The organism is Fibrella aestuarina BUZ 2, from assembly GCF_000331105.1.
Taxonomy (GTDB): domain Bacteria; phylum Bacteroidota; class Bacteroidia; order Cytophagales; family Spirosomataceae; genus Fibrella; species Fibrella aestuarina.
On the sequence record NC_020054.1, the window covers coordinates 3,010,893 to 3,024,088 of the forward strand.

Here is a 13,196-nt window from a genome sequence, read left to right on the forward strand (position 1 = left end):
AAATTGACCTTACTGTAGAGCCGCAAAGGCTTGCGGCTCGCCGCATTTACGACGCACCGATTCTGATTGCTGACAAAAGCCTGATAGGACTTACTAATTCACCAACTGACTATGCACCGAAACCCATCATATCGGCCCTGCCTTCTGGTTATTCTCGCCCTTGTCTGGCTGGGAGTTACCACCGTGTCAGCCCAATTTATCGACCCGTCGGCCGAGCGGGTGAAAACGCCCCTGGTGGTCGACATGAAACGGATAGGTACGTTGAAGCCGCGCTCGACCAACGACATCGCTTCGTCGCGCATTACGGTTGGCTGCGAAACGCTCGATCGCGATTTTACCGATTTCAACGGGTATAAAGCCTATCTGCCTCCGCTGGGTGTCAAGAAAATCCGGTTGCAGGCGGGTTGGGCCAAGTGCGAGAAAGTGAAAGGGGTTTACGACTGGAAATGGCTCGATGAGATCATCGACTTTGCGGTGGCCAACAAGATTGAACCCTGGCTCGAAACCTCGTATGGCAACCCGATTTATGAAGGCGGTGGCGGGCGTGGCCTGCTCAACAGTATGCCCACCTCGCCCGAAGGCTTCGCGGCCTACGACCGCTGGGTTACAGCGCTGGTCACCCGCTACAAAGACCGGGTGAAGGAGTGGGAAATCTGGAACGAGCCCGACCATCCGATGCAGAATAATTCGCCCGAAACAACTGCCGAGCTAAATATCCGAACGGGTGAAATCATCAAACGCATTCAGCCGGAGGCCAAAATTGCAGCCTTGGCCCTCGCAACCCATACCGACACAACGTACCTGAGCCGGGCCCTGACCGTCTTTGCCGACCGGAAAAAGCTGGATTTGTTTACCTGGGTGTCGTACCACAGCTACGCCTTCCGGCCCGAACAATCGTATAAAGGCGTCGCGTCGTTCAAACGACAACTGGCCCGTTACGCGCCCAACCTTCTCCTCCGGCAGGGCGAAAACGGAGCGCCGTCGGGCTATATTCCCAGCTACGCTCTCGACAAGTATTACTGGACCGAATACTCGCAGGCTAAGTACGACATGCGCCGGTTGCTCGGCGATCTGGGGCGCGACATTGAAACGTCGGTGTTCACCATCATCGATATCCGGTATGCAGGCGACACGCCGGTGCTGAACATGAAGGGCCTGATCCAGTCGGACCTTGACAAGACTGTCATCCGCCCGAAAGTTGCTTACTACGCGGTGCAGAATCTGGCTTCGGTTTTTGACAATACACTGGAGTTGATTCCCAACGTCAACGCGACAACAACCGCTACCGAGTCGATTTCTTTATTCGGCTTCCGGCAAAAAGCGGGAAAAAAGCAGTTGGTCGCCGTTTGGTTAGACAGCAAAACGCCCACGAACCTGTTTAGCACCACGCCCATCGATATCACCATCAACGACGGCAATTTCGATACCCCCGTCTGGGTCGATCTGCTAACGGGGCACATCTACGAAATTCCGAAAAATAGGTGGCGCAAAACCGAAAGCCGGAACGCCGGACCAACCTACACGTTTAGCGGTATCCCGGTCTATGATTCGCCGGTGTTGATTGCTGAAAAAAGCCTGATTGTTCAGAAATAACGCACTGATGAAACGTACACTGGTTCTCTTTTTTGTCGTGCTCGTTCATGTTGCTCAGGCTCAGCCCGGAGCCTGGAACATGACCGCTTTGGGCTTGCCTGCCTATACGTACACAGGCAAATTGCCCTTTACGGCGGTCGACAAAAACGGAAAAGATGCCAACCTGCCCGAAGACCCTTACTTTCTGTTGGGCAACTACCGCATGGCGCTCCTGACCCACGCCAGCGGAGTCTACCAGTTTTTAACCGCCGAACGGGCATGGGCCAGAGTGAACGCATCCACGCAAACCAATTACGGCTGGAACGATGCCAGTATTGTCGTTAACAACAACGGCGCGACCCAAAAAACTGCCTTAGTCGGGGTTAATTCACTGGCGGCTAATCCGGCAGCAGTGCAGAAATCGTTTGGCGTGGGCGTTGCCCGGTACACCTATCAGTTGGCCAATGGGATTGGCTGCACCCGGATCATTTCCGTTAAGCCATCCCCCCAAATCAACATGGGCAACCCGGCCTTTGTGGTGACGGTGACGCTGAAAAACAACGGTACCGCCCCGCAGAAACTCACTTATTCGGAACGGATGCTGGTGAATTTTGTGCTGAACGGCACTCAGTATACCGAGAGGGCCAAACGCCCGCTGTTGTACACGCCCAACATCGCCGTCGATGCCGGGAAGCAACTCGCCGTGGCCGATATCGGCTATAAAGCCAATGAATTTCTGGTGGTGCCAACTCCGACGGAACGCTCCAGTTTCGACGTCCATCCACCCTCGGTGTTTATGCAGGCGAAAAACACGAATGGAGCCACCCGCACTACCGTGACGGCTACGAACGACACGCTGGCAACTGTGGTGACTGCTTTGCTCAAACCCGGCCAAACGGTCCAGTTCAACGTCGTCATCGGCTTGACCAACCGAAATTGGAAGGCTGCGGACGTGGAAAAACAGGTGGCCGACTTGCTGATGGGCGCGAACCTGACCGACCCCTCGGAAGGCTTATTTGCCCGGCAGTGGAGAGCCAAGCTGCCCGATTTTTCGGCTGAGAAAAACGAAATCCTGAAGCGGGAGATGCTGTGGAACGCCCATTTCGTTGAAGCGTCGGCCAAATACAGCGCGTACTACAAGGAAACGTTCATCCCGCAGGGAACGGTTTACAGCTACTATTTCGGCGACAATATCTCGAATCGGGATCATTTGCAGGCTGCATTGGCTGCGTGTTACACCAATCCCGCGCTGGCCAAATCGACGCTCAGGTACGTGCTCAAGCACTCGGAGGTTGACGGCGAAATCAAGCGGGGAAACAATGGCTTTGGTTACACGGCTCCGTCGATCTATAAAGAAAGTGACGAGCAGCTATTCTTCTTCTACGCCCTGGCCGAGTACCTGTTGATTACAAAAGAGTATGCCTTTCTGAACGAGCAGGTGGCGCACTACCCGGCGGAATCGGGTCAAAAAGAGACGGTGCTGACGATGCTGAAAAGGCAGTTCATCTACCTGCGCGACGAGATTGGCGTTGGCCCGAACGGGCTGGTGAAGATGCTGAACTCCGACTGGAGCGACAGTTTTTTCCACGACCATTCACCCAATGTCTACGCCGGTTCTGCCGAATCGCACCTGAACTCGGTGATCGTTTTGGCCGTGTTCCCTAAGCTGATTGAGGCTCTGCAACACGCAAAAAATCAGCAGGCCACCGACTTCATCAGCGCCCTGAGCGACTACCGGGCCAACATGGAACAGGCGTACATGCGCGACCTGGGCGACCGGACGTTTTCGGCGCGGGCCTATCTGAACAGCAAACTGAAGTTTGGCCTCGACAACGTTTGCCTGGAGCCGCAGGGCTATCTGTTGCAGGTGCCGGGCCTGTCGGTCGTGCGGAAACGGGAGATCTACGAGTACGTAAAAAGCAAATTGCTGACGCCCGAAAAGATTGGGATACGAAGCCGGGAACGATCGCTTTGGGGCCGGAATCCCGATGGGGAAGATGGCGGTATCTGGTTTTCGCTGGAATACCCTGTGCTGCTCGGCGTGGCCACGTTCGATAAGGAAGAAGCCTGGTCACTGCTGCTGAAATTCTCCTTTCACACCTACGCCCAGCAGTATCCCGACTATTGGGTAGGGCAATGGACCGCCGCCGACGAAGTGAACTCGACCCTGTACCGCGAAGGGCTGTACGCATTCTGGGTACCGTCGCCCGACCGGAAACGGGCCTTCCAAGGCTACTGCTCGCATCCTCACACCTGGCCATTATTCTGCTATTTTAAATTGAAGGAATGACATGAAGGAAGTTGACCCGACCACATCGCTTTCGACAACCTGACTTCACTCCCTACCTAGCTCCTTACGTTTGTATGAACCAGCTCAAAACCCTCGATTACACGGCCATTGTCCTGTATATGCTCATGATGTCGGGCATCGGAATTTTCCTGGGTCGCTTTGTGAAAAACATCAACGACTATTTCAAAGGGGGGAGTGGCGTTTCCTGGATTGCGGGTGGCATCAGCAACTTCATGACCAAGTTCAGCACCTTCATTTTCGTCGCCTACGCGGGTATTGCCTACTCCGATGGGCTGGTGGCCATTACGGTGCTATGGAGCACCATTTTTCCGTCGCTGATCGCGGTTTTCTTCTTCGCCAAACGCTGGAAACGAGCGGGCATTCTCAGTCCGGTCGAGTTTCTGGAAACCCGCTACAACGCACCCATCCGGCAGATTTTCTCGTGGAGTGGCGTGGCTTTCAAACTGCTCGACGACATGATCAAGCTGTATTCAATCGGCTTATTTGTGACGGCAGCGTCGGGTATTCCGTTCGAAACGGCCGTAATCGTGTGCGGTATCGTGGTTACGCTCTACACCGTAGTCGGTGGTTTCTGGGCGGTGATCGTGACCGACGTGGTTCAGTTTGTGATTCTGTTTTTTGCTACGCTGATCCTGGTGCCGCTGGCCTACAACGCGGCGGGTGGCTTTGCCCACATGCAGGTGGTCATCCCGCAAAACATGACCTGGTTTAATGGTAAAAAAGGCATGCCGCTTTTCCTGATTGCCTATTACGTGCTGATCATCATTCGGTACAGCGGCAACTGGACGTTTATTCAGCGGTTCTACAGTGCTAAAAACGAAACCGACGGCCAAAAATTAGCCCTCCTGTCGGCGGTACTCTTCTTCATTTTTCCGGTCATTTTCCTTTTCCCACCGCTGGCTGCCAAAGTCATACTGCCGAAGTTGGAAAATCCCGAAATGGCCTACGTAAGCCTTTGTCTCAAACTCCTGCCCGAAGGCATCATGGGCCTGATGATTGCCGCCATGTTTGCGGCCACTATGTCGGTGCTGAGTGCCGAATACAACGTAACAGCCAGCGTGCTGACTCGCGATATTTATCAGCGCGTGTTTCGCCCCAACGCCAGCGGTAAAGAATCGTTGCTTGTCGGTCGGCTCATGACCCTGCTCGTCGGGTTTCTGGTCACGGTGGGCGCTCTGTTCGTGGGCGGATTTGGCGGTGCGTTTGAAGCCAACAAACTACTGGCCGGCGTTTTCGCCGTGCCCATGATCGTGCCGGTCATTTTCGGCATTCTGATGCGGAAGCCGCAACCCTGGGGTGCGCTGGCCACTTTGTTCTTAGGGACCATTCTTGGCTTTGTACTGAACATGAACAAGGCGATCAGCTGGGAAGCGGCCACGCTCATCGAGATTGCGTTCTGTACGGTCATCTTCATGGCGTCGGGCTTCTTTCCTTCCAGAAATGTAGCTTACAACCAAAAGGTTAACGCCTTTTTTCATAAGCTGACTGTGCCCTTTATGCCCGAGGCCGACAGCGCCGATCAGAACGTTTTCAAAGATGCCATCAAGCTAATGTACGGCATCGCTTTCGGCGTAACGGGGCTGATGTTCGTCATCATGGGCTTTCCGTCGAGGGGCCTGTTGAGCGGACAACTGGCCCTGGTGGCCGGTGTGTTGTGCCTGGTGCTCGCCGCTTTTCTGTGGTATCAGGCCAGAACAGTAGCCGCTATGATCAAAGAGGATGCCCCCACGGAAACAACCGTACACTAATTGAATCACAACCTTACACACATGAATTCCCCTACTTCCATCCGGGACGCCGGCCGCCGGATAGCCGGTCGAGTCATTTTCATCACCGGCGCGTCGGGCGGCATTGGCAAGGCCACGGCCCTGCAACTGCTCGAAAACGGTGCGAAAGTTTTTGACTTCAGCCGCACCCGTCAGCTTACCGACGAGGTCACGCACGACAACCTGCGCTCGTTCAGGGGCGACGTCAGCATCGAAGCCGACGTACAAGCTGGGTTTGCCGCCTGCCTCGACGCTTTCGGCACCGTCGACGTGCTGCTCAACAATGCGGGCATGGGCGTGCTGACGACCGACTTATCCATAACCGAACTGGATGCCTACGAACAGATGATGAACGTGAACATGCGGGGCGTGTTTCTCTGCAACCGCGAAGCGCTGAAGGTGATGAAGCCGAAAAAATCGGGCCACATCCTGACCGTGATCTCGATGGCCGGGCAGCGCACCAACCCCAATGCTCCCGTCTACGCCGCCTCGAAGTTCGGTGCCCGTGGCCTCAGCAGCGGCCTCGCCGATCAGGTAATCAAAGAAGGCATCAAAGTGACCGACATAAACCCCGGCCCAACGGACAGCGATTACTGGGGCGACCGCAAGGTACCCCGCGAAAAGTTTTTGACAGTGGACGACGTCGCCAACGTGATCACGTTTGTGCTCAACCAACCGGATTATGTGGTGATCCGTGAAATCAATTTCGACAATATGAATTTTCTGGCAGGATGATAACAAATACGCTCCCTATGAACGGCAACGGCCAAGCGGTTGCTTCATCGCCTTTTCCGATTGCTGTCGCCGAGATGCGCGAACGCTATTTACGGCTCTACACAGGGGCTGTCAACGATGTGCTCCGGTTCAACTACAACATGCACGCCACCAGTTTGCCGCCCGACTTTGCGCCCCTGCGCGAATCGATGAAAATGGCCGGGCTAGCCTTTACCGTGAAAGGTGGCCCCGACATCACGACCGACGGGGAGTTTGAAATGCGTGCCCAGATGCTCGAAGACCTGCACGCCGACTCGGTCGTTGTCTGGGATTGTACGGGCGACTGCGTCACCTCCCAATGGGGCGAGGTGATGACCATGGCCGCACAAAAGGCCGGTTGCCAGGGCGCGGTCGTCAACGGCATCCGCGACACGCAGGCCATTCTGGAACTTGGCTTTCCGGTCTTTCACAAGTACAAAGCCAACACGGGCATGCTCGGCCGTTTCCGGATGCACCACTACCAGAAACCTGTGCTGATGGGTGAGGTGACCGTGAAGCCCGGCGACTGGGTCTTCGGCGATATCGACGGGGTCATCTCGATTCCGCAACACATCGCGTATGACGTGCTGCTGGCGGCCGAGAAAATTCTGCACAAGGAAGACGAAATTCGGGAGATGGTCGAAAGCGGTATGAAACCGACAGACGTGGTTAAAAACGGCGGGTATTTCTGAGCATGGCCGTTTTTTTATCCGATATCGAACGTACCCAGATCCTGGACGGACTACAAAGCAGCCATCCGTTGCTTGGCCGCTTCCATGCGGCGCTGCGCAAACGCGTTTATGAGCGGGTGGCCACTAAAGGGTTACTCGGGCCGGCGTCAACGGTGGCCTGGTATTACCCGGCGGCTGAATACCTGTCGGACGCGGCCATGTTGTACGCCCTGGAGCCCGATGACAAGCTGGCGAACTGGCTACGGACCGTTACGCTCGACATTGCCCGTACACCCGCTTACGATTGGGCCGGTCCCGCCTTCCGCGACCATAGCGAACCGCTGACGGGCCACCTCGAAACAGCCCATTTATGCTGGGCGCTGAGTGCCGTCTATGATCTGGCCCGCCATGCTTTTCCGGAAACAGAACAGGCCGAAATCCGGCAGGCCCTGACCGAAAAAGGCATTGTGCTTTGTCGGCGGTGGATCGACAAAAATGCCCATCTGGCCAACTGGCGGGGCATCCTGCTATCGGGCGTATTGGTGTCGGCAGTGGTGCTTGACGAGCAGGAGTTGATCAATCAATACGTGTCGGAATGGCAACGGTGCGCGCTGGCGTTCCAGCCCGACGGCTCGTATGGCGAGTCATTGCAGTACGGCAATTACCTGGCGTTTGCCCTCATGCTGGCCTACGAATCGCTGAGCCGAACGTACCCGGAGAAAGCCGCCCTGCTCGATGTGGGTACGTATGGAAAAGGTATTCGCTGGGTGGCCAGCAGCATGTTCTACGCTAAACCCCTCGCCGATAACGGAAGCGGTTTCTGGGGTACCGAACCCCGCGCCCGCGCCGCCAATTTCAACGATAGCGCAGCCCTGTTCCGCCCCTCCGGCGATCTGTTGTTGCACCTGGCCGTTCGGGGGCAAAACGAGGAAGAAAAGCAGCTGGCACGTGGCCTGTTCGCCACCTATTACGAACCCGGCGAGCGTCGCCCCGGTCCTACGCAGGGACCGCACGAACTGGCTACGTTTGGGATGAACAACGATTGGGGCTTCTTAACCCTGCCGCTGTTGACCCACGAAACAAGATCAACTACTCCGCAGGAAGCCGGATTGCCGCTAACAACTGCGTTCAGCAACGGCCACACGTTTATGCGCGATGCCTGGGATGGCCGAACTATTGTAGCCATTAACGGTGGGGGAGAGGAGCTGCACGGCCCTGGTCATCTGCATGGTGATCTGAACAGTTTCATCCTCGTACATAACCGCGAACGACTGCTGGTTGACCCCGGCCATAGCTGCTACCGCAACCTGATTCACGGGCTGGAAAGCAGCACGCAAACGCACAATACGTGTACATTTCTCGTAGAAGCCGAAACACTGGGCTTGCAGGAAGATAAGGCCAAAGCCACTATGCTGGAACAGAAAAGCGTGCTGCCTCGCCGGATGCTGGTCAACGGCGTCCCCGCTCCGGCTGTCGACAGGAAAAACCGTCGATTGCTTGTCGACCGCGACGAGGTGGTCTCGGTTGTCGGCTCAGAGATTGGCGGGGCGTGTGGCGCGCCTATCCAGCGCTTTTCGCGTTTCTGGCTCATGGCGGGTGCCCACGTCTTATTTGTCGTTGACCGAATTGAAGCAAGCCAACCCGTTACAACAGTCTGGAATTGGCTCGTCAATAATCGCGACGGTCAGGCAAGGGTCGACACGCAACCCACATGCCTGGCCGTCCGGCGAAGCGAAGCAGGGATGAAGTTGTTTCATGGCGGACAGGGTACAATAGGGCATCCGGTGTATGCGTACGTTCATGATGCTTATCACGTTGAACCCAATCAGTATGGTGAAGGAAAACCCGGCAGTGGCTTGCTCTATCGCTGGACGGAATCGACATCAGCAACCGCCCGGACGGTCGTTCACGCCATTGCCCTCGACGACGCCATCACCTTGGAGCGTTGGTCGTTAACCGTGGCAGAAAAAGCGTTTACGCTGTCGAACGGGCAGAAAAAATGGACGCTGATCGTGCAAGATGAAGCGGGCAATCATCTGTCGATGGTGTCGGGGCATGGTCGGCGGTGGGACGTAGTTCGACAAGAAAATGATCTGTACACCCTGAACCGAGTCTTACCCAATGAATAATCCACTCAAAATAAAGGGTATCGACCACTCTGGCGTAGCGGCTAACGACGTCGAACAACTCGCCGATTGGTACTGCGAGGTGTTCGGCTACGAAAAGTGGTTCAAACACGAGAAACCCGTCTGGATGCTGAAAGCCCCCGACGGCACCCTGCTCGAAGTGATGCCCAAAGACCACACCGCCCGGCCCGAACGCACTACCTGGACACCCGGTTGGTCGCACTTGGCTCTACGCGTGGAAAACATCGACGAAGCCATCGCTTTCCTGGATACAAAAGGGGTTCGCTGGGGTGGTTCCGTCATTAACGCCATCGGTGGCGGCAAAGTCCGCAACCTGTTTGATCCCGACGGGAATATGTTACAAATCATTCAAAGAGCGAAAGAATGAATGAGTGAAAGAGCGGTTCTCCCTTCTGTCACTCTATCGTTTCACTCTTTCACTCATTCATTCTTTCGCTCTTTATCTTTATGAAAGCTCTCCAGTTTACCGGTAACAAATCATTTGATCTGCAGGACGTTGACGTGCAGCCGCCATTGCCCGGTGAGGTCCGCCTGAAAGTGGCCTACTGTGGCGTATGCGGCACCGACGTGCATATTTACCACGGCGCTATGGCCCAGCGGCTCAGCCTGCCGCAAGTCATTGGCCACGAAGTATCGGCCGAGATCGATGCGGTTGGCGAAGGGGTTACCGGCTGGCAACCCGGCGACCGCGTGACGGTTCGGCCGCTGAAACCAGGTAAGGAAATGCCCATTGACAACGGCGTTCAACATATCGGACAGAACCTGAAATTCATCGGTATCGACGCCCCTGGCGGTATGCAACAATACTGGAACGTACCTGCGTATACATTACACCGGTTGCCCGACAACCTGCCCCTGACGATTGGTGCTATGGTTGAGCCGCTGGCGGTGGCCTGTCACGATGTACGGCTGGGCGAGGTAAAAACGGGCGAGAACGTCGTCATTATCGGTGGAGGGCCAATCGGGATGCTTATTGCGCTGGTGACTAAACAGAAAGGGGCCAACGTCCTGATCTCGGAAGTTAACGAAGCGCGGCTCCAACTCGCTAAGTCGATGGGGCTGGCGACAGTCAACCCCAAAGAGACCGATCTGCTCGCCCATGTAGAGGATTTTACCAACGGGGCCATGGCTGATGTCGTCTTTGAGGTATCGGGTGTGCAAGCCGGGGTTGCCGTAATGACCCAGTTACCCCGAGTACGTGGCCGAATTGTAATGGTCGCCATCCATGCCGAACCTAAAGCCGTCGACCTGTTCCGCTTTTTCTGGCGCGAGTTAAAATTGATTGGTGCTCGGGTTTACGAACCAGAAGATTTTGAGGAAGCCATTTCGCTGGCTGCGTCAAATACGTTGCCACTCGATAAGCTTATTACGCAGGTGGTCCCGCTAACCGATGCCCAAAACGTGTTCGAGGCTATTGACCAGAACCCGGCGGGCATGAAATACTTGTTAGACATTCAATAAACGCAGATAGGAGATTTATCTATGATATACTTCATAGCCATAATTAAAATTTTGCTTTGACGGAGTTATAGACTGCTAAAGCTTTGAATTTTGATGTAGACGTATGAAATCACGATTCTAGCTGAGCGATGGCTGAAGAAGCACTATAGCTTTGGTTTATGACTAAAGTATAATTTTAGTAGACTAGTTGTACTATGTATGCTTTTAAGAATAAAAGCGTCAACTTATTAACTCCTTATGATGTATTGCAGGTTGTATTGTAACAAAAACGAAAAAGCCACTCACGTTTTGTCGTAAGTGGCTAATCACCAAGTGCACTCGTAGGGATTCGAACCCCAAACCTCCTGATCCGTAGTCAGGTGCTCTATCCAATTGAGCTACGAATGCGTTCCGCTGTTAGGCGTTTCCCGTGTGTTGGGACTGCAAAAGTAAGGCAAAAAAGACGTTTGTCAACTCATTGGCCCTGAAATTTTGCAGGACGTTTCATCAGAAACGCGCCGATGCCTTCCATTGCGTCGGTCGATTGCCCCAAAGCATTCTGGTTTTCAGCTTCTTGTTCCAGTTGATGCGCCAGGTCCGAATAGAGCGATTGATTCAAAACTTTTTTCATCGCCCCAATCGCAGCCGTAGGTGCCGTAGCGTAATAGCCCACCGTTTCCTCCACGGCGCGGTCAAGATCGGCCGTCGGTACCGAGCGGGTGACCAACCCCAACTGAGCCGCTTCTGGGCCATAAACACGTCGGCCAGTGCTGCACAGCTCAAACGCCTTGAGCGAGCCAACGAGCCGGGGCAAAAAGAAGGTCGAGCCAGCGTCGGGCATGAGGCCGATGTTCACGAAAATCTGGCTGAAATAGGCCTCGTCGGCACAGAGCAACACGTCGCAGGCCAGGGCCAGCGAACAGCCTGCCCCCGCCGCCACACCATTGACCCGCCCGACGATGGGCTTCGGCAACGCACGCATCGCCAGAATCATGGGGTGATAGGTCTCCCGTAGCGACGTACCCAACGATAACCCGCCGCCGTTGCCCGCCGTTGCCGCAAAGCCCGCTTTAAGGTCGGCCCCCGAGCAGAAGGCTTTGTCGCCCGCGCCGGTCAGCACCACCACCCGGACGGCCGGATCGGCGCCGGCGTCGGTCATGGCGGCTGTGATGTCGGCAATGAGGCCGGGACTCAGTGCATTGTAGACGGCCGGTCGGTTGAGGGTAATGCGGCAGACGCCGTTTTCGACGCTATAAAGCAGGTTTTCGTACATATGGCCAGCAAACGAATTGGTTTGAGCCCACTAAGGTAGATAAAAGCCGTATGCATGCATACGGCTTTTATCTACCTTAGTGGGCTCAGTAGTTGTGGGTGGTCAGGCACCATACATTGAAGGTAGTGCTGCTAACTGGGATGCGCCGATCGGCCAGCGATAGAGCGGTATCGGCACAGGTACGTTACCAACGCAACAAGGACAGCCCAACACCGTGAACCGCCCTTGGCGTAACCTGATGAGCCGTTGATTACCAGTATAGAACCCGGTATTTGACCGCGCCGTATAGGCGCCAGTAGGCCGAGATAAACGGAATGGCGAGCGCCGTCAGGATGGCGACTTTGGCGTCGCGCCACGAAGTAGCCCCCGATGGCCATCTCTCCAGGGCCAGCCAGGTCGTGAGGGCGATAAACCCGAGCAGCGAAAACAAGGACACAGGTACGTTGCCCAGCAGCGCGGCCACCAGGCCAACCAGCACACTCATAACTGTGATGTAATAGCGCAGGGCGAGTTTCTCGTCGCGCGGGACCCGCTGCCGGAACAGGTCGGGGTGGCGTTTGTAAAGCAGCGCGTCGTAACGGGTTTGCCGTTCGTTGGTCAGGGTGGTATACCAGTTGGCGGGCTGGTAGGGGCGAACCACCACCGCCTCGGGGCACTTCAGGATCGGAACGCCGATTTCGAGCAACTTAAACTGAAGATCGGCGTCGACGCGCCAGGCCAGATCAAAGGATTCCTCAAACCCCCCGGCGCGTTGCAGAATGGGCTTCTGAATAAAACAGTTGGCTGCTACAAAGTCGCTGCTGTCGTGGGGCGTGGCGGCTGAGCGGTACACACCGGCCCGCTGCCCCGAGCGGACCACGGGAGCGCCCGGCGTGCGCAACGTACCTGTGATGACCTGCGCCCCCCGCTGAAACATGACCGCCGCCGCCGATAACCAGTTGGGCTGCGGCAGGCAGTCGGCATCGGTAAAGGCCAGATACCGGCCCCGTGCGGCATGCCAGCCCCGGTTGCGGGCGGCGGCCAGCCCGGCCCGTTTGGGTTGAGCCAGATAACGCGCTTCAATCTGGGCGTGGCGCGCAAAGGCGGCTACCAGCGCAGCCGTATCCTCGTTGGCCGCATCATCCACAACCACCACTTCAAACTGATGGGCAGGCAGGGTTTGTCGGGCAAGCGCATGCAGGCAATCGGCGAGTTGGGTAGGGGCGTTGGCAGGACTCGACGTAGTTGGAATGACGATCGTAAAGTAGGGTTCCATAACGGTTG

General features: G+C 55.8%; 10 protein-coding genes and 1 tRNA gene. 8 read left to right on the forward strand and 3 right to left on the reverse strand.

Features of this window, described 5'->3' with window-relative positions; translation table 11 throughout:
- The first annotated feature begins 111 nt into the window (after positions 1 to 111).
- From FAES_RS12215 to FAES_RS12250, 8 genes are all read left to right on the forward strand, one after another.
- The gene (locus FAES_RS12215) at positions 112 to 1,593 is read left to right on the forward strand and encodes a GH39 family glycosyl hydrolase (RefSeq protein ID WP_015331521.1); all 1,482 of its coding nucleotides are present in this window, start codon (positions 112 to 114) and stop codon (positions 1,591 to 1,593) included.
- Between the two features lie 7 nt (positions 1,594 to 1,600).
- Complete coding sequence (locus FAES_RS12220) at positions 1,601 to 3,862, forward strand: GH36-type glycosyl hydrolase domain-containing protein (RefSeq protein ID WP_041257811.1); 2,262 nt, start codon at positions 1,601 to 1,603, stop codon at positions 3,860 to 3,862.
- Positions 3,863 to 3,936: 74 nt separating this feature from the next.
- Positions 3,937 to 5,631 carry a sodium:solute symporter family protein gene (locus FAES_RS12225; RefSeq protein ID WP_015331523.1) on the forward strand — a complete coding sequence of 565 codons (1,695 nt, stop codon included), beginning with the start codon at positions 3,937 to 3,939 and terminating at the stop codon, positions 5,629 to 5,631.
- A gap of 21 nt (positions 5,632 to 5,652) precedes the next feature.
- Positions 5,653 to 6,384: an SDR family oxidoreductase gene (locus tag FAES_RS12230; RefSeq protein ID WP_015331524.1), complete on the forward strand. Its 732-nt coding sequence runs from the start codon at positions 5,653 to 5,655 to the stop codon at positions 6,382 to 6,384.
- A gap of 17 nt (positions 6,385 to 6,401) precedes the next feature.
- Positions 6,402 to 7,094, forward strand: coding sequence for an RraA family protein (locus FAES_RS12235; RefSeq protein ID WP_041257812.1), 693 nt, complete (start codon positions 6,402 to 6,404; stop codon positions 7,092 to 7,094).
- 2 nt (positions 7,095 to 7,096) lie between these two features.
- The gene (locus tag FAES_RS12240) at positions 7,097 to 9,202 is read left to right on the forward strand and encodes a heparinase II/III domain-containing protein (RefSeq protein ID WP_015331526.1); all 2,106 of its coding nucleotides are present in this window, start codon (positions 7,097 to 7,099) and stop codon (positions 9,200 to 9,202) included.
- A complete protein-coding gene (locus tag FAES_RS12245; protein ID WP_015331527.1) occupies positions 9,195 to 9,587 on the forward strand; it encodes a VOC family protein in 393 nt (130 codons plus the stop codon). The genes FAES_RS12240 and FAES_RS12245 overlap by 8 nt, the downstream gene beginning before the upstream one ends.
- Positions 9,588 to 9,667: 80 nt before the next feature.
- A complete protein-coding gene (locus tag FAES_RS12250) occupies positions 9,668 to 10,681 on the forward strand; it encodes a zinc-dependent alcohol dehydrogenase (protein WP_015331528.1) in 1,014 nt (337 codons plus the stop codon).
- A 313-nt stretch (positions 10,682 to 10,994) separates the two neighbouring features.
- Here FAES_RS12250 and FAES_RS12255 read toward each other — a convergent pair.
- From FAES_RS12255 to FAES_RS12265, 3 genes are all read right to left on the reverse strand, one after another.
- Positions 10,995 to 11,068: transfer RNA gene (locus FAES_RS12255), tRNA-Arg, on the reverse strand.
- A gap of 67 nt (positions 11,069 to 11,135) precedes the next feature.
- The gene (locus FAES_RS12260) at positions 11,136 to 11,933 is read right to left on the reverse strand and encodes an enoyl-CoA hydratase/isomerase family protein (RefSeq protein ID WP_015331529.1); all 798 of its coding nucleotides are present in this window, start codon (positions 11,931 to 11,933) and stop codon (positions 11,136 to 11,138) included.
- 250 nt (positions 11,934 to 12,183) lie between these two features.
- Positions 12,184 to 13,188 carry a glycosyltransferase family 2 protein gene (locus FAES_RS12265; protein WP_015331530.1) on the reverse strand — a complete coding sequence of 335 codons (1,005 nt, stop codon included), beginning with the start codon at positions 13,186 to 13,188 and terminating at the stop codon, positions 12,184 to 12,186.
- Positions 13,189 to 13,196: the final 8 nt, after the last annotated feature.

Bases quoted from the DNA above. Each gene is read 5' to 3' on its own strand.
- FAES_RS12215 (WP_015331521.1), top strand. From the start codon at position 112: ATGCACCGAAACCCATCATATCGGCCCTGCCTTCTGGTTATTCTCGCC.
- FAES_RS12220 (WP_041257811.1), top strand. From the start codon at position 1,601: ATGAAACGTACACTGGTTCTCTTTTTTGTCGTGCTCGTTCATGTTGCT.
- FAES_RS12225 (WP_015331523.1), top strand. From the start codon at position 3,937: ATGAACCAGCTCAAAACCCTCGATTACACGGCCATTGTCCTGTATATG.
- FAES_RS12230 (WP_015331524.1), top strand. From the start codon at position 5,653: ATGAATTCCCCTACTTCCATCCGGGACGCCGGCCGCCGGATAGCCGGT.
- FAES_RS12235 (WP_041257812.1), top strand. From the start codon at position 6,402: ATGAACGGCAACGGCCAAGCGGTTGCTTCATCGCCTTTTCCGATTGCT.
- FAES_RS12240 (WP_015331526.1), top strand. From the start codon at position 7,097: ATGGCCGTTTTTTTATCCGATATCGAACGTACCCAGATCCTGGACGGA.
- FAES_RS12245 (WP_015331527.1), top strand. From the start codon at position 9,195: ATGAATAATCCACTCAAAATAAAGGGTATCGACCACTCTGGCGTAGCG.
- FAES_RS12250 (WP_015331528.1), top strand. From the start codon at position 9,668: ATGAAAGCTCTCCAGTTTACCGGTAACAAATCATTTGATCTGCAGGAC.
- FAES_RS12260 (WP_015331529.1), bottom strand. From the start codon at position 11,933: ATGTACGAAAACCTGCTTTATAGCGTCGAAAACGGCGTCTGCCGCATT.
- FAES_RS12265 (WP_015331530.1), bottom strand. From the start codon at position 13,188: ATGGAACCCTACTTTACGATCGTCATTCCAACTACGTCGAGTCCTGCC.